This is a genomic window from Enterobacter sp. CRENT-193, from assembly GCF_002787395.1.
GTDB lineage: Bacteria > Pseudomonadota > Gammaproteobacteria > Enterobacterales > Enterobacteriaceae > Enterobacter > Enterobacter hormaechei_C.
The window spans coordinates 4078697-4094917 of record NZ_CP024812.1 but is presented as its reverse complement, the minus strand read 5'-3'; the positions used below and the strand labels follow the sequence as shown (position 1 = coordinate 4094917).

Sequence of the window (16221 nt, the reverse complement as noted above, 5' to 3'; positions counted from 1 at the left end):
CTACTCCCGCCGTTCTCCTTTCTCACTCAAAGGAGAACGGCTATTTCCACTGTTTTTTACACTCGCTTGTGAATTATCCTGCGTTTCGTCAACCGGCGGCGCGGGAATTTTTCCTTGAGAATAATCCTGCTCCTGCTCTTTTAATGCCTGCTTAAATAATTCCGTTAATGATGACTCTTCACTGCTCGTGCTGGCGGGGGCGATATCGTGCTCATGCGCCTCGGTTCCGGGTAAGGTATCCCGCGAGGTATCGTGCGGCACCGCGCCCTCGGGCGCCTGCTGCCAGTCGGCATCATCACTGCTGATCGGCAGATCCTGCATCGGTGGAACATCAACATGCACTGGCGCAACTTTAGGCTGCGGATGCGGGAACGGTTTACTCACGTACACGTAATGCATTTCCGAAAGCTGCGTTTCCGGTTTGGCAACGCTGGCGTTGACCGGTTCAGGTGCCGGGTGGCGCAGGTTCCAGTAGACGTGCATATACAGGCCGACAACCAGCATGGCGCAAAGCCCGACCAGCCATAACGCTGTTTTGCCGAATACGTTTTTCAGGCTGGGGAGGCGGTACGAAAACCAGACCGCTTCCCCGGTTGTATAGCTGCGCTGAGCCGCAAGGCAGATGGTCGACATTAGGCTTTCTTCTCCTGCATTTTTGCGTCCGGGGTGGTGCGGGTTGCCTGAATCAGTACGCCCGGCGTGCTGTTGGTCACGCGCATCAGCTGCATCAGCGTTTCTTCACCGGGGATACCATCCACGTGCAGATGCATTTTTTGCTGGAACTCGCGGGTGCGTTTCATCATTTCTGCGGTCCAGATCCGGGCATGCGTTTCGGGCTGGCTCAACGCGATGCTTAACTGCTGATCGAGCCAGACCATGTCTTTGCTGTCGCTGGCCGTGCCGATCGCGTCTTTTCCTTCCGGTGTCAGGCGGTGCAACTGGGTGAAGTTGCCGGTCGCATGCCGGTTAAACCAGCTGCGGCTTACCTGCCAGGTCCGGTTATTCATTAACAAGTCAATTGATGTATCTCCGACCCTGGCGACCACTGCATAGTTAAGGTGACCGCTGGTTTTCAGCTCACTGACCCACGGATACCCTTCCTGCGCCAGCGTCTGCGGGGACGCGTTCCCCTGTTTACACATCAGGTTCACTTTAGCGGCGTTCTGGCACAGCGCATCGTCGGCCGAGGCGTCATACCCCCACATGAGATAAAGCTGATGCATCGCATCCGGCTGATTAACTATTTCGTTGTCGATAACCGGCACTACGGCTGCCTCAGGTTTTGGCGTCTGCTGTTTCCAGCTGACGGGCACCGGCAGCTGGATCGGCAGGCGCGCGCCGATCGACGAGGTAAAATACCAGCCGCAGGCGGCAAATAGCACGGACGCAAACAGCCCCACGGTTGCCAGGCGCTTACCGTGTTTTTTGGCGGGCAGGATCTCTCCCGCCGCCAGACGTAAATGGCGTGGGCTGACCTGCGCCGCGCGTTCCGTCCAGGCGGCGAGCATTGACAGGTGTGCCAGCGCGTTCAGTTTGCTGATGTTGCCTTTGGTCAGCGTGTGCATTTTGCGCACGCGGGCAGGCGGCAACGGCGAATGTTCACAGTCGTGTTCTTCGCACTGCGCCTGCACATAGCTCAGGTATTCGCGGCAGGTGAGGGGGCGCAGGACATGATGTGTGTGCGTATATTCGCGCAGTTCAGGTTGCTTTAGCAGGCGTTCCTGCTCCGCAGCACCCGTCAGCACCACGGCGAGCCGGAAGTTCAGCTCCTGGGCGCGCGTGAGCAGCGTTCCCAGGACTTCACGGCAGCTCTCCTTCATGGCTTCGGAATGGGCGATCGTCAGCACTCTGGATTTTGCTTTCCCCTCCTGCCACTGGCGCAGGACGGCATCCACCGCCTGTATGCGATCTTTAATCGCTTTCGTTCCCGGGTTGAGTTTGTACAGCAGGCTACTGGCACTCAGTTTGGGAAACGCGTTGATGGCAATAACGGTATTGCTGCTGGCTTTCAGCGCGTCGATGAAGTGGCTCAGAAGCGGAGCGTCGTCGCAAAAAAGCCCGATAATACCCGCCAGCTGGGTTTTCTCTTTCAGCAGGTTGAACACGTCCTGATGATAAGGCACCAGAAAATCACCGGATAAACGGGTGATTGTCCTGAATGGCGGATTTTTAAAATTAAAGTGGCTCTGATACATAACGACTGACCGTCTCTGATTAGGAATAGCAACAGCAGCAGAAAGTAAGGTAATGCCCCTGAGCGGTCAATTTGCAGACAGGGTAAAAATATCCAGCTGGCCGCGCCTAACATCTGGATTTTATACGGTCAATATTTTTCTGTATGAAAGTTGGTGGCGAAGTCAGTGGTCGTATTTGCAACAGCTTATTACTATTTTCCTCCATATTGGCGCAGTATGACGCTGCTTATTTTTGCTTTGCTATAGGCCGGATAAAAAATGAGGTTCTCATTTCTGTCACGGTGGGTAACGCCTTGTATTATGTTTGTGCTGCTCATTTTTAGCGGCCAGCAAGGGTATCTCACCTTAAAAGATTATAAAAAAGTTACGAATAAGTTGGCTAAAGCTGATCTACAGCCGCTGAAAAAAACGCGCGAAGATAAACCCTTCACGCTTTTTACGGCTGCCGTCCGTCAGGAGAACTTAGCGGATGCGGCAAAAGCCCCGCTGGCAGCGGAGATAGAGGGCATTGTGCGCAGTGATGACGCCTGGCTCTCCTTTGCTGTTATCAAAACCCCAGGCGGTCAGCGAAGCTACCGTGAGGGTGAACCTCTCGCCGGATTTAACGACGCATTTATTCAGGAAATAAACAAAGATAATGTGGTGGTTAATTATGAAGGTGCTACGCAGGTACTGGCGTTAAATAAACCGGACTATTTTAAGGGGGGCGTGGATAGCGGCCCGGTTACACAATCGACGAAAGATGCTGGCGCAGAAAGTTTGCATCTTGATGATTATCTGGTGTTAAAACCCATCATTGAAAAAGGCCGACTGGAAGGCTACAGGATAAATCCAAGGAATGCCTCCGCCTTTTACAGTCAGTCAGGTCTGGAAAAAGGCGATGTGGCGGTTCAGGTTAACTCTGTCGATATGACCGATGAAGCAAAAGCGAAAAGCATTATTGCCAACTGGTCGAAAATGAAAGAAGCGGATGTCGTCGTGCGGCGTCACGCTCACCTTGAAAATATTCGGGTTAATGTTCTAAACAATTAACAAGTGTGCAGACATGAAAAAATTTCCCTGGGCGTGCGTGGCGCTGACCGCATTGTCGTTATATTCCAGTTCGCTGCTTGCAGCTAACTTTAGCGCGAGTTTTAAAAATACTGATATTCGCGAGTTTATCGATACGGTAGGCCGCAATCTCAACAAAACCATTCTGGTCGACCCGTCCGTCCAGGGCACCGTCTCGGTCCGAACCTACAACGTGCTGACAGAAGATGAGTACTACCAATTCTTTCTGAGCGTGCTGGATCTCTACGGCCTGTCGGTGATCCCGTTGGACAACGGCATGGTCAAAGTGGTGCGCTCAAGCGTGGCGCGTACCGCCGGTGCGCCGCTGGCAGACAGCAAGAACCCGGGCAAAGGTGATGAGATCATCACCCGCGTGGTGCGCATGGAAAACGTACCCGTTCGCGAGCTGGCCCCGCTGCTGCGTCAGCTCAACGATGCCACTGGCATCGGGAACGTGGTGCACTTTGAGCCGTCCAACGTCCTGCTGTTAACCGGTAAAGCCTCGGTGGTGAACCGCCTGGTGGATCTGGTGCAGCGCGTCGATAAAGACGGTATTCAGCGCCGCGAAATCATCCCGCTGCGCTTTGCCTCTGCCAAAGAACTTTCGGATATGTTGAACAACCTCAACAACGAAGAGCAGAAAGGGCAGAACGCGCCGCAGCTGGCGACCAAGGTGGTGGCGGATGACGAAACCAACAGCCTGGTGATCAGCGGTTCGGAAGATGCGCGCGCGCGTACCCGTTCCCTTATCCATCAGCTGGATCGCGAGCAGAATAACGAGGGGAACACCCGCGTCTTCTACCTCAAATATGCCAGCGCCACCAAAGTGGTGCCGGTGCTGACCGGGATTGGCGAGCAGCTGAAAGACAAGCCGGGCGCGGCCAAAGCGAAAACCGCGAGCGCCTCAACCGATCTGAATATCACCGCCGACGAGTCAACCAACTCCCTGGTGATCACCGCGCAGCCTAATGTGATGAACTCCCTGGAGAAGGTGATCGACAAGCTGGATATTCGCCGTCCGCAGGTGCTGGTGGAAGCGATCATTGCCGAAGTGCAGGACGGCAACGGCCTGGATCTTGGGGTGCAGTGGACCAGCAAGCACGGCGGCGTGCAGTTTGGCGCTACCGGCCTGCCAATCAGCCAGATTAAAAATGGCACCATGAAAGGGGCGAGCTTCACGGGCCTTGCGACCGGCTTCTTTAACGGTGATTTCGGTGCGCTGATGACCGCGCTCTCCACCAACGGCAAAAACGACATCCTCTCCACGCCAAGCGTGGTCACGCTGGATAACAAAGAAGCGTCATTCAACGTCGGTCAGGATGTGCCGGTGCTTTCCGGTTCGCAAACCACCAGCGGCGACAACGTGTTTAACTCCGTTGAGCGTAAAACCGTCGGTACCAAGCTGAAGATTGTGCCGCAAATCAACGATGGCGACATGATCCACCTGAAGATTGAGCAGGAAGTGTCCAGCGTTGACAACAGCGCGACGGAAGATTCGAGCCTCGGCCCAACCTTCAACACGCGCACGATCAATAACGAAGTGATGGTTCACAGTGGCCAGACGGTGGTGCTCGGCGGCCTGATGGAAAATGTGACCAAACAGTCCGTCTCCAAAGTGCCGCTGCTCGGCGATATCCCGCTGGTCGGGCAGCTGTTCCGCTACACCTCGCAGGATACCTCTAAACGCAACCTGATGGTGTTTATTCATACCACCGTCCTGCGTGACGATGACAACTACAGCGCAGCCTCGAAAGAGAAATATGACCAGATCCGGGTGCGCCAGATGCAGCGCGTGGAAGAGAAAAAGCTCGGTATTGTTGAGCCGAGCGACAACGCCGTCCTGCCCGCGTTTCCTTCAGCAAGCCCTCACGTCGCACCGGTGAAAACCTCCGCGGCACGCAATCCGTTTAAAGAGTAAGGCGGAGGGATACCGTGGACGAACTGAGTAAATCCCTGTGTAGCAGCAACTACGCAAAAGATAACGGCGTTCTGCTTTACAACAATGACGTCTATATCCGTGAGGACACCCCGGCGTTAGCACTGCTGGAGGTGCGCCGGGTGCTTGGACGCGCGTTCGTCCCGATCACTCTGGCGCCGGAAGCGTTTGATGAGATGCTGGCCAAAATCTGGCAGCAGAGCAGCGGCGTGTCGCAGCAACTGGTGGACGACATGGACGCGGATATCGATCTGATGGCGTTAACCGAGGAGATCCCGGATAACGAAGATCTGCTCGATAACGACGAAAACTCGCCGGTGATCCGCCTGATCAACGCCATTCTCGGCGAGGCGGTGAAGGACGGCGCGTCGGATATTCATATCGAAACCTTCGAGCGCACCCTGAGCATTCGCTTTCGCGTTGACGGCGTGCTGCGCCCGGTGCTGCAACCGGCGCGTAAGCTCGCCCCGCTGCTGGTATCGCGAATCAAGGTGATGTCGAAACTCGACATCGCCGAGAAACGTCTCCCCCAGGATGGCCGTATCTCCCTGCGCATCGGTCGCAAGGCGATCGACGTGCGTGTGTCGACCATTCCGTCCCAGTACGGCGAGCGCGTGGTGATGCGTCTGCTCGATAAAAGCAATCTCAAGCCCGACATCAACAAGCTGGGGCTGATTGATGAAGAACTGGAGAAGCTGAAAGGGCTGATCGAACGCCCGCACGGGATCATCCTCGTTACCGGCCCGACGGGTTCCGGTAAAAGCACCACGCTGTACGCCATTCTTTCAGCGCTGAACGGCCACGAACGCAACATTCTGACCGTGGAAGATCCGATTGAGTACGAGCTGGAAGGGGTGGGGCAGACGCAGGTTAACCCGCGCGTGGACATGACCTTTGCCCGCGGGCTGCGCGCCATTCTGCGTCAGGACCCGGACGTGGTAATGATCGGGGAAATTCGTGACGGTGAGACCGCCCAGATTGCGGTGCAGGCGTCGCTGACCGGTCACCTGGTGATGTCGACGCTGCACACCAACAGTGCCGCAGGGGCGATAACCCGTCTGCGGGATATGGGGCTGGAGTCCTTCTTAATCGGTTCATCGTTGCTCGGTGTCATTGCCCAGCGTCTGGTGCGTCGGCTGTGTACGCACTGCCGGACCACCAGTCCGCTGGACGCCAATGAAAAAGCGCTGTTCAGCTTTATGGACGCGCCGCCAGAAGCGATTTACCGCGCGGTGGGGTGCGAACACTGCCGTCAGAGCGGCTATCAGGGCCGCGCCGGTATTCATGAATTTCTGGTGGTGGACAGCGCCATGCGCCGCGCCATCCATGAAGATAAGGACGAAATGTCCCTCGAAACGCAGCTCTTTAAGCAGGCCTACAGCCTGCGTGAAAACGGGCTGCTGAAGGTGATCGGCGGCGTGACGTCTCTGGAAGAGGTCATGCGCGTCACCGCCGAGCGTGGGGGGGATGCATAATGGCTTTCTACGCCTGGACAGCGACGGATGCCGCGGGGAAAACCCAGCGCGGGACGTTACAGGCCGAGGGGCAGAAGCAGGTTCGCCAGTGGCTTCGCGAGCAAAAACTGATGCCCGTCAGCATTACCGAAACCCGCGAAACGGCGGCTGGCGGGAAAGCGAAAACCGGGGTGAAGCTCTCCACTCCGGTGCTGTCGATGTTTACCCGTCAGCTTTCGACGCTGGTCAACGCCGCGCTGCCGCTGGAGAGCGCGCTGAAAGCGATCTCGAAGCAGACGGAAGACAAAAAGCTGGCGGCGATGGTGGTGGAGATCCGCGAGAAGGTGGTGGAAGGCCACACCCTGTTCGATGCCTTCAGCCAGTTCCCGCGCACCTTCGACAAGCTTTACTGCACGCTGGTGATGGCCGGGGAGAAAACCGGTCACCTGGGCGACGTGCTGGAGAAGCTGGCGGAGTACAACGAGCAGCGCCAGAAAATGAAAAGTAAGCTGACGCAGGCGATGGTCTACCCGATAACCCTCACCGTGGTCGCCATCGCGGTCATCAGCATACTGCTAGTGGCGGTGGTGCCGCAGGTGATCGAGCAGTTCACTCACATGAAGCAGCAGCTGCCGATCACCACCCGGACGCTGATTGCGGTAAGTGATTTCCTGCAAGCCTGGGGCATTTATATTGTGGGCATTCTGGGGGGGGGCTTTATCGGCTTCAAAACCTGGCTGAGGAATGCCAAAAACCGTTTTCGCTGGCACAGCTGGCTGGTGAACGGCTCGCCGATTAAAAAGCTGGTCTGCGCCATCAACAGCGCCCGCTATATCCGTACCCTGAGTATTTTGCAGGCCAGTAGCGTGCCGCTGCTGGAGGGAATGTATATCGCGATGGACGGTATCGAAAACCGCTATGCCCGGCAGGTGCTGGAGCAGGCCGCCGACACCGTGCGCCAGGGGGCGTCGCTGTATGCGGCGCTGGAACAGGCGAAATTATTCCCGCCCACCATGCTGTATATGGTTGCCTCCGGTGAAGAGAGCGGGGAATTAGGTAATTTAATGGATCGCGCGGCGGAAAATCAGGAATCGGCCTTACAACATCGAATTACATTAACGCTGTCGGTCTTTGAACCGGCGCTGGTGGTATCCATGGCGACGATTGTTTTATTCATCGTGCTTTCAATATTACAACCGCTTCTGCAACTTAATAATATGGTAGGTTAAATCATGGCTTTAAAACGTAAAAACCTGGCTCGCCAGGCGGGCTTCACATTGCTCGAATTAATGGTGGTCATTGTTATTCTCGGCGTACTGGCGAGTATGGTAGTGCCAAATTTAATGGGCAATAAGGAAAAAGCCGATACGCAAAAAGCAACCAGCGATATTGTCGCGCTCGAAGGCTCGCTGGATATGTACAAGCTGGATAACCACCGCTACCCGACCACAGAGCAGGGTTTGCAGGCGCTGGTGACCAAACCTGAAATCGCGCCAATCCCGAACGGCTACCGCACGGACGGCTATATCCGTCGCCTGCCGCAGGACCCCTGGGGCAATGATTATCTTCTGGTGAGCCCGGGTGAACACGGCGCGGTGGACGTCTTCTCAGCCGGTCCGGACGGCGAAGCCAATACCGCCGATGACATTACCAACTGGTCTCTGGATAAGAAAGAGAAATAATGAAAAATCAACGCGGCTTTACGTTGCTGGAAATTATTCTGGCGCTGGTGATATTTGCCAGTTGCGCCATGATGGTGGTGTCCACCATTCCTTCGCGCAGCGGCGCGGATATATTTGGCCAGCAATTAAAAGCGCTTGTTGATTATGGTTCAGACCGTGCGGTGATGGACGGAAATATTGTCGGGCTGGTGATCGCCACCGATAAATATCAGCTGGTGACGATCGCCGATGAAAATGGCGAGCGTCACTGGGTGCCATTATCTGCCGGACGCATTACCACCAAAGGTGATTTTCCGGAAGAGATGCATGTGTCGCTCTCGCCGCAGCGCCTGGCCGCGACGGTGACGTCCGAGCCGCAGGTGATCTTTTTACCGGACGGTGAAATCAGCCGCTTTACGCTGACGCTGCAAAGTTATGACAAACAGCACCATTTCCGCGTGGTGTCGCAAGGTGCGGCGCCGTTATCGGTAGAAAACGATGGCTAACGGCAACAAAAAGCAAAAGGGGATGACGCTGCTGGAGGTGATGGTCGCTCTGGTGATTTTCTCCACCGCCGCGCTGGCGCTGATGAACTCGGTCTCCCTGAACGTGCGTTTTACCCATGGCCTGGCCGATACCTTGCAGGCTAGTTGGGTGGCGGAAAACCAGCTGGCGGAAGCACAGCTCACGAAAACCGACTTCCCGGATGCTGAACAGCAGGGGACGGAAATCATGGGCGGGCGCAGCTGGAACTGGCGTAAGCAGCGGGTGAAAACCGCCGACAACGTCTGGGCGAATACAATACGCGTGTATGCGGAAGGCGATGAGAGCCAGCCGGTTATTTCCCTGCATATCATTCCGCCGGGAGAGAGCAAGTGAAGAAAACGCGACGCCAGCGCGGATTTACCCTGCTGGAGATCATGATTGCGCTGACTATCTTCGCGGTGATCAGCACCCTGGCCTGGCAAATTCTGGACGGCGCGATGCGTACCAGCTCGGCGACGGATGCCAGCGCCGCAAAGCTCAACCAGCTTCAGCGCGCCTGGAGTCTGATGGAGCGTGATTTTTTCCAGCTTCAGGCGCGCGCCCCGCGTAATGAGCCGGAGCTGTTTCGTCAGGCGGGCGATGCCCTTGAACTGACCACCCTGAATGGCGTGAGCGGAACGGTCCAGCTGGAGCGCGTGCGCTGGCGGCTGGAAGAGGGGCGTTTGTATCGCGACGTCTGGCCGGTCATTGACGGCCCGGCGGACGTTAAGCCTGACGAAGTGCCGATTGTCAGCGGCGTTAAATCATTGCAGTGGCGGTTTTATCGTCAGGGCTGGCTGAAAAGCTGGAGCGACGCCGCCCATCTGCCGGACGGCGTGGAGGTTACGTTGACGATGGAAAACGGGGATACCTGGCGCTGGGTATTCACCACGCCGGGTGATATGCAGGAGGTGGCCGCTGCCGCGGCGCCAGAGAAAGCCGCCGACGCGCCTGGGACGCCCCCGGATGCAGCCCCTGCGTCTGCCCCTTCGCCGGAGACCAGACCATGAAGCGGATGCGTCAACAACAGGGCGTAGCCCTGCTGGTGGTGCTGATTTTGCTGGTGATGATGTCGGCGCTGGCCGCCAAAATCAGCCAGCAGTTCTGCCGTAATTTGCAGAAAACGCATTATCAGGTAAGCCAGCAGCAGCTGCGCTGGGCGATGCAGGCCCAGGAAAAAGTGGTGAAGGACCGGTTACAGACCGACACCAGTGGCGAGAGCAAGCCGCTGGCGCTGGACGGCGACTGGCATCAGCCGCTGGAGACGCAGGGTGAAGATTACACGGTCGTGAGCCAGGTGGAAGATGCGCAGGACTGCTTTAACGTCAATAACCTGTTGACCGCCGACATCGCACCCCAGGGGCAAAGCGCTCCCGCGGTGGCGGAAACACCGCTTAAAGCGCGGATTGTAGAACAACTTCTGACGGAAAGTGGGCTCAGTCCGGGCACGGCGGAGGCGGTCTATTTCCAGCTGGTGGATTATCTCGATGGTGACAGCACCACGGCGAAGGAGGGGGCCGAAAGCGATGCGTGGGCTGGCGTCGTGCCCGCGCGGCAACCGGCAAATCAGATGATGCGCAGCATCGCGGAAATCAAACTGCTGCCGGCGTTCCCTGTTACGGCATATCCAAAGGTGAGCAAGCTGTTATGCGCGCTGCCGGACGCCGCCAGCAAGGTGGACGTGAACACCCTGCAACCGGAACAGGCCGCCGTGCTGGCGGCCATGTTCCCGGGAAAACTCACGCGGGATGACGCCGTTCGCCTGCTGGATTCGCGTCCGGAATCGGGCTGGGAAAATATGGAAGCGTTCAGCAAAGCGCTGGAGCAGGCCTTCCCGCAGTTAAAAGACGATCTCCCGCAGGTGGTAGATCAATTTTCTATAAACAGCCGGTACTTCCGCGTGAATTACACCGGCAATACCGATGAATTAACGCTTCGCGTGGTCAGCCAGTTTCAGGTGAATAACGAAGCCGGTGAGATCGTGACGTGGCAGCGTCGTTACCGAATGATTGAATAAGAAAAGTAGAACGTTATGAAACAGGTACTTTTTGTTCGTCCCGACAGCCGCGAGCGCGGGAAAATAATGTGGTGTGAGTCCGGCAGCGAGCGCGTCGAGGTGGTCGACAGCCTGGAGATGCTGGCCGAACACCCCCTGGCTACGCGCGTTTGTCTCCTGTTACCCGCCAGCGACATGATTTTCCGCCATTTTAGGCTAGCGAAAAAGGTGGCTTCTCAGGGAATGGCCTTCTCGTGGATGGCAGAAGAGACGCTGATTGGCGACGTGGACAACCTCCACTGGACGGTACTCCACAAAAAAGGCGCCGACGTCGACGCCGTGGCCATTGACGCCGACCGCCTGCGCGCAACATTAACCCGCTGTCAGGAGGCCGGATTAAACGTGATTCAGGCCCTGCCTGATGCCTGGCTCCTGCCCGTGACGGCAGGGGGCAGCACGCTGGTCGCGCAGGATGATGGCTACTGGCTGCGTTTATCGCCCCATGTGGCGGGTGAAATGGAGGCAACCCTGCTGCCGCTGTTAATGCAGAAAGCCGGGGTCGGGGAAGTGTGGTGTTACGGCGATGCGCCTGCGAAGGTGCACGTTGACGTGCAGCATGCCTGGCAGCATCCGCTGGCGCTGATCCAGCCGCAGTGGCAAACCTGTCGCGTTAACCTGCTTCACGGTGAATTCAGCCTTAAGGCCGGTCATGGGCGGGCGGCGAAAAGGATGAAAGCCGCGATGGTGGCGGCGGGCGTGCTGTCTGTTGGTCTGCTGCTGGGGCCACGCATTGCGATGGCCTGGATGCTGGTGCAGCAGGAAAATCGGGTGCAGCAGGAGATCGTCCAGGTTTATCAGCACCATTTCCCCAGCATGCGCCAGCAGACCAATATCAAATATCACTTTGGCCAAAGCCTGAAAAAACAGAGCAAGGGGTTCTTTCTTCAGCTTGAGGAGCTGGAGAAAGCCCGGCAGTCAGTCCCTGCGATGGAGATCGATCTGCTGGAATACGATGCGCAGCAAAACACCCTGACGCTGAGCGTCAGCGCGCAAAACCAGCCCGCGTTGCAGGCGTTTGTTAACCAGACCAGTGAGAATTTTGATTTTACCTTACAGCCTGTTTCAACAACCGAACCGTATACCGCCATGATCGCAGGGAAACATAAATGAAAGAGCGAATCGCACAGCTGAAAGCGCGCTATCAGAATTACAGCGCCCGGGAAAAAATCATTTTAAAAATATGTGCCGTTGCCATTGTGGGGGCAGCGGTGTATTACACAGGAGTGATCCCCTTGGATAATATGATTAAAAATAGTAAATCGACACTTAAAAGACAAAAAGAGACGCTTAACTGGATGCGCAGTGAAATTGATAAAAATCATCTTCAGATCCAGTTAGTCAAAACGGATAATCCGCGTACGGTGGTCGAGAATAGCGCCCATGAAATTAACCTTTCGCTGACGGATGTGCGCCAGGAGGGGCAAACTTTATCGTTCGTGGTGAATCGGGTTAATGTGTATGAATTAAAAAGCTGGCTGCGTGAAATTAATCAGACCACCGGTGTGAGATTGCAAAAAATAAACCTCACGCCGGTTGACCACCTCAGCGATGTGAAAGCGCAGGTGCAACTCACCTGGGCAAAAAACGCATGAATACCTTCGCGCTGATGCGGGATGCCTTTCCGGTAGGGTTCCCGATAATGAGTGCGATCCTGGGCGGCATTGTGGGCAGTTTTCTTGGCGTTGTCGCCGAACGCGTACCGGGGATGGTGATGGATGAGGAGGGGAGCGGTAATCTGCTCATTCCGGCCTCGCACTGTCCGGTGTGCCAGCACGCGCTCGCCGCGTGGGAAAACATCCCGCTGCTCAGCTGGCTTTTATTACGGGGGCGCTGCCACCAGTGCGGCAGCGCGATCCCGCTGCGACTCTTTCTGGTCGAACTGATCTCCGCCTTGTTTTTTGGCATCACGGCCTGGTGCATGCCGGACGTTCAGGCGCTGTTCTCTTTGTGGTTACTGGCGGCTTTTTTACTGCCGCTGGCCATGATCGACTGGCAGCACCAGCTGCTTCCGGACTGCCTGACCCAGCCGCTGCTGTGGGCAGGTCTCTTGCTTCATGTGTTTGACCACACGTTGCCGCTACGCGATGCGCTGTTCGGCGCGGTGGCGGGCTATCTGTCGCTCTGGCTGCTCTACTGGGCTTTTCGTCTGATCACGGGACGAGAAGGTCTGGGTTACGGGGATTTTAAGCTACTGGCAGCGCTGGGCGCCTGGTGCGGCTGGCAGGCGTTGCCCTCTATTGAACTGGCGGCAGCGTTAAGCGGTATTGTCGGTTATTTCGCCGTAAATAATTTAAATAAAAATAACCTCACTATTTCTTTTGGTCCTTATCTCGCCTTTGCTGGAATAGGGGTTTTTATTAGTCAGCAAATTGCTTTCACATTTTAAATATACAGGTCAAGATTTTTTATAAATCTTTTTGATGGAGGAAGGAAAGGACGATCCTTTACGCTCAGTGTATCGTAAGAGATATAAGCTACACGGGATTTGGCTTGTATCTTTTAATGGAGGAATACAACGCAGCAACAATTTTTTGTTCACGGCACTCACGTTGGTTAAATACGCATTACGCGAAACGCATCCATGATCTCACGGAAGACATGGGTTACTACGTTATAAATAAATTTATCAGGAAATAAAAATGAAATTTATGAAGCCAAAATATCTGGCGCTCTTTATTGCGGCGGCAACCAGCTCCGCATTTGCAGCAGCGCCAGGTGCACCGACGATCGGCTATGGCAATGACAAATTTGCCCTGGTGGAAGTGGATCAGGCTGCACAGGATTATAACAATCTTGTCAAAGTGCATAACGATGGCGTGGATGTAAAAGTTGAGTGGAACGTCTGGAGTGGTGATGCGCCAACTTCTGCGAAAGTTCTGCTGGACGGACAGACCGTATGGACCGGCGCAGCCGGTGCGACGGGCTCTGCAACGTTTAAAGTGAAAAAAGGCGGGCGTTATCAGGAACAGGTTGAAGTCTGTAATGCCAGCGGCTGTGCGAAAAGCGCCAGTAAGCTGATTATTGTGGCTGACACCGACGGTAGCCACCTGCTGCCGCTGAATACGTCTCTCCAGGAGAACAACAAAGCGTTCGCGAAGCATACCGATAAAGTGGTTGCGGCCTACTTCCCGGAATGGGGCGTTTACGACCGTAACTTCCCGGTTGATAAGATCCCTGCGGCAAACCTCAACCACATTCTGTACGGCTTCATTCCAATCTGTGGCGGTGACGGCATCAACGACGGCCTGAAAACCATTGAAGGTGGTAACAGCTTCCGCGTGCTTCAGAACGACTGTAAGGGCCGTCCTGACTTTACCGTGGCGATCCACGACCCATGGGCTGCGCTGCAAAAACCACAGGCTGGAGTCTCCAACTGGGATGATCCGTACAAAGGTAACTTTGGCCAGCTGATGGCGCTGAAAAAAGCGCATCCAGGCCTGAAAGTGCTGCCATCTATCGGCGGCTGGACGCTTTCCGATCCGTTCTTCCACATGGGCGACCCGGCTATCCGAGCACGCTTTGTCTCTTCTGTGAAAGATTTCCTCCAGACGTGGAAATTCTTTGACGGCGTGGATATCGACTGGGAATTCCCGGGCGGTGGCGGTGTAACCGAAAACCTGGGTAACCCGCAGCAGGATAAAGCGACCTATACCGCACTGATGCACGACCTGCGCACCATGCTGAACGAGCTGTCTGCACAGACGGGCCGTACCTATGAACTGACCAGCGCCATCGGTGCAGGCCGCGATAAGATCGAAGACGTGGATTACACCACGGCTCAGCAGTATCTCGACCACATCTTCCTGATGAGCTACGACTTCTACGGCGGCTGGAGCAACACCGTTCTCGGCCACCAGGCTGCGCTGCGTGCGCCAGCATGGCGTCCGGACACTGATTACACCACTGAAAACGGCGTTAACGCGCTGCTTGCGCAGGGTGTACAGCCAGGCAAGATCGTGGTGGGTGCGGGCATGTATGGCCGCGGCTGGACCGGCGTGCATGGCTACACCGGTGACAATCCATTCACCGGTACGGCAACCGGCATGGTGAAAGGCACCTGGGAACCGGGCGTGGTTGACTATCGTCAGATCGTGAACGAATACAAAGGCAAACCGGGCTGGGAATACGGCTACGACACGACCGCTGAAGCCCCTTACGTCTTCAACAAATCCACCGGCGACCTGATCTCGTATGAAGATGCGCGTTCAACCACGGCGAAAGGCAAGTATGTTCTGGCCAATAAACTGGGCGGTCTGTTCGCGTGGTCTATCGACTCTGATACCGGCGACATTCTGAATGCGATGAACGAAAGCCTGCTGGGCGGCGACTCGACTCCGGTTGATCCGGTGGTCACCAACCACGCGCCAATCGCGTCCTCTGCCGATCAGAACGTGTCTGGCCCGGCAACCGTCACGCTCGATGGCTCTGCTTCCAGCGATCCTGATGGCGATGCGATTACCTACAAATGGACTCAGGTCTCTGGTCCGTCTGTCACCATCAACAACAGCACCAAAGCGAAAGCGACCTTCAATGTTGCGGCAGCGACCACCGACCAGACCATGACGTTCCGCCTGACGGTGACCGATGCAAAAGGCCTGAGCAACGCGATTGATGTCCAGGTGGTGAACAAGGCACCGAAAGCTAACCAGGCACCGGTTTTAAACCCAATGGAAGCGATCACGCTTGAATCTGGTGAAACCTATGCGCTGCATGCCCAGGCTGCGGACCCAGACGGTGATGCGCTGACCTACGCCTGGAGCGTACCAGCAGATATGCACGCCACCGGAACTGACTCCGCGAACGTGAATATCACGGCGCCGGAAGTGAGCTCGACGTCTACCTACACCCTGAGCGTGGTAGTGAGCGACGGTAAGACCAGCGTGCAGTCTAACGTCCAGGTTACCGTGAATCCGAAAGCGGCGCCTGCACCGGTACCTGCTGACGAAGACACTAACCCGGTGGATGACGTTACCCCTCCGGCTGATGATGTGACTCCTCCGTCTGACAAAGGAAGCTGCGATGCACCTGTGGATGCTAACGCCAGCAAATACGCGGCGTGGGAATCCAGCAAAATCTACAACGGTGGCGATACCGTAAGCTTCGACCATCTGGTGTGGAAAGCGAAGTACTGGACTCAGGGCAATCAGCCTGGCTTCGGTGTGGATGCATGGGAGCTGGTGAGCAACGTGAAGATGAACTGGCGTTCTGACCTGGTCTACAACGGCGGCGACACTACCACCTATGAAGGTAACGTTTACCGTGCGAAATGGTGGACCCGTGGTGATAACCCAGCCAACAGCGACGTATGGGTAAAAGAAGGCGCATCAACAGATTGCAAATAATC

At 56.0% G+C, this 16221-nt stretch carries 15 protein-coding genes; 13 read left to right on the top strand and 2 right to left on the bottom strand.

The genetic code is table 11. The annotated features are described in order from the left end of the window. Both CU081_RS20450 and CU081_RS20445 read right to left on the bottom strand, forming a co-directional pair. Positions 1–633 carry a hypothetical protein gene (locus tag CU081_RS20450; RefSeq protein WP_022650696.1) on the bottom strand — a complete coding sequence of 211 codons (633 nt, stop codon included), beginning with the start codon at positions 631–633 and terminating at the stop codon, positions 1–3. Further along, the gene (locus CU081_RS20445; RefSeq protein WP_022650697.1) at positions 633–2195 is read right to left on the bottom strand and encodes an ExeA family protein; all 1563 of its coding nucleotides are present in this window, start codon (positions 2193–2195) and stop codon (positions 633–635) included. The genes CU081_RS20450 and CU081_RS20445 overlap by 1 nt, the downstream gene beginning before the upstream one ends. Positions 2196–2495: 300 nt before the next feature. On the opposite strand from CU081_RS20445, the gene gspC reads away from it, so the two are divergent. From gspC to CU081_RS20380, 13 genes are all read left to right on the top strand, one after another. Beyond that, positions 2496–3227, top strand: coding sequence for a type II secretion system protein GspC (gene gspC, locus CU081_RS20440; RefSeq protein WP_032645856.1), 732 nt, complete (start codon positions 2496–2498; stop codon positions 3225–3227). 13 nt (positions 3228–3240) lie between these two features. Then, entirely contained in the window at positions 3241–5163 is a 1923-nt protein-coding gene (gene gspD / locus CU081_RS20435; protein WP_022650699.1) for a type II secretion system secretin GspD, read from the top strand. A gap of 14 nt (positions 5164–5177) precedes the next feature. Continuing rightward, positions 5178–6656, top strand: a complete 1479-nt coding sequence (gene gspE / locus CU081_RS20430; protein ID WP_022650700.1) for a type II secretion system ATPase GspE — start codon at positions 5178–5180, stop codon at positions 6654–6656. Next, positions 6656–7864 (top strand): type II secretion system inner membrane protein GspF, encoded by a 1209-nt coding sequence (gene gspF / locus CU081_RS20425; protein WP_022650701.1) that lies wholly within the window; start codon positions 6656–6658, stop codon positions 7862–7864. Before gspE ends, gspF begins: the two co-directional genes overlap by 1 nt. A 3-nt stretch (positions 7865–7867) precedes the next feature. After that, positions 7868–8317 (top strand): type II secretion system major pseudopilin GspG, encoded by a 450-nt coding sequence (gene gspG, locus CU081_RS20420; RefSeq protein ID WP_003858352.1) that lies wholly within the window; start codon positions 7868–7870, stop codon positions 8315–8317. Beyond that, entirely contained in the window at positions 8317–8802 is a 486-nt protein-coding gene (gene gspH / locus CU081_RS20415) for a type II secretion system minor pseudopilin GspH (protein WP_003858349.1), read from the top strand. Before gspG ends, gspH begins: the two co-directional genes overlap by 1 nt. Then, positions 8795–9175 carry a type II secretion system minor pseudopilin GspI gene (gene gspI, locus CU081_RS20410; protein ID WP_003858348.1) on the top strand — a complete coding sequence of 127 codons (381 nt, stop codon included), beginning with the start codon at positions 8795–8797 and terminating at the stop codon, positions 9173–9175. Before gspH ends, gspI begins: the two co-directional genes overlap by 8 nt. Further along, positions 9172–9831, top strand: a complete 660-nt coding sequence (gspJ, locus tag CU081_RS20405; RefSeq protein WP_022650703.1) for a type II secretion system minor pseudopilin GspJ — start codon at positions 9172–9174, stop codon at positions 9829–9831. Before gspI ends, gspJ begins: the two co-directional genes overlap by 4 nt. Continuing rightward, positions 9828–10838: a type II secretion system minor pseudopilin GspK gene (gspK, locus tag CU081_RS20400; protein ID WP_022650704.1), complete on the top strand. Its 1011-nt coding sequence runs from the start codon at positions 9828–9830 to the stop codon at positions 10836–10838. The genes gspJ and gspK overlap by 4 nt, the downstream gene beginning before the upstream one ends. Before the next feature lie 15 nt (positions 10839–10853). Next, positions 10854–11987 carry a type II secretion system protein GspL gene (gene gspL / locus CU081_RS20395; protein WP_003858342.1) on the top strand — a complete coding sequence of 378 codons (1134 nt, stop codon included), beginning with the start codon at positions 10854–10856 and terminating at the stop codon, positions 11985–11987. Then, positions 11984–12469, top strand: a complete 486-nt coding sequence (gene gspM / locus CU081_RS20390; protein WP_022650705.1) for a type II secretion system protein GspM — start codon at positions 11984–11986, stop codon at positions 12467–12469. Before gspL ends, gspM begins: the two co-directional genes overlap by 4 nt. Next, on the top strand, positions 12466–13263 hold the full coding sequence (locus CU081_RS20385; RefSeq protein WP_022650706.1) for a prepilin peptidase: 798 nt from the start codon (positions 12466–12468) through the stop codon (positions 13261–13263). Before gspM ends, CU081_RS20385 begins: the two co-directional genes overlap by 4 nt. 253 nt (positions 13264–13516) lie before the next feature. Next, a complete protein-coding gene (locus CU081_RS20380) occupies positions 13517–16219 on the top strand; it encodes a glycosyl hydrolase family 18 protein (protein WP_022650707.1) in 2703 nt (900 codons plus the stop codon). The last annotated feature ends 2 nt before the right edge of the window (positions 16220–16221 follow it).

Coding starts and splice junctions, on each gene's coding strand:
- gspD (WP_022650699.1), top strand. CDS start 3,241: ATGAAAAAATTTCCCTGGGCGTGCGTGGCGCTGACCGCATTGTCGTTA.
- gspK (WP_022650704.1), top strand. CDS start 9,828: ATGAAGCGGATGCGTCAACAACAGGGCGTAGCCCTGCTGGTGGTGCTG.
- gspH (WP_003858349.1), top strand. CDS start 8,317: ATGAAAAATCAACGCGGCTTTACGTTGCTGGAAATTATTCTGGCGCTG.
- gspM (WP_022650705.1), top strand. CDS start 11,984: ATGAAAGAGCGAATCGCACAGCTGAAAGCGCGCTATCAGAATTACAGC.
- CU081_RS20445 (WP_022650697.1), bottom strand. CDS start 2,195: ATGTATCAGAGCCACTTTAATTTTAAAAATCCGCCATTCAGGACAATC.
- gspF (WP_022650701.1), top strand. CDS start 6,656: ATGGCTTTCTACGCCTGGACAGCGACGGATGCCGCGGGGAAAACCCAG.
- CU081_RS20380 (WP_022650707.1), top strand. CDS start 13,517: ATGAAATTTATGAAGCCAAAATATCTGGCGCTCTTTATTGCGGCGGCA.
- gspL (WP_003858342.1), top strand. CDS start 10,854: ATGAAACAGGTACTTTTTGTTCGTCCCGACAGCCGCGAGCGCGGGAAA.
- CU081_RS20450 (WP_022650696.1), bottom strand. CDS start 633: ATGTCGACCATCTGCCTTGCGGCTCAGCGCAGCTATACAACCGGGGAA.
- gspC (WP_032645856.1), top strand. CDS start 2,496: ATGTTTGTGCTGCTCATTTTTAGCGGCCAGCAAGGGTATCTCACCTTA.
- CU081_RS20385 (WP_022650706.1), top strand. CDS start 12,466: ATGAATACCTTCGCGCTGATGCGGGATGCCTTTCCGGTAGGGTTCCCG.
- gspI (WP_003858348.1), top strand. CDS start 8,795: ATGGCTAACGGCAACAAAAAGCAAAAGGGGATGACGCTGCTGGAGGTG.
- gspG (WP_003858352.1), top strand. CDS start 7,868: ATGGCTTTAAAACGTAAAAACCTGGCTCGCCAGGCGGGCTTCACATTG.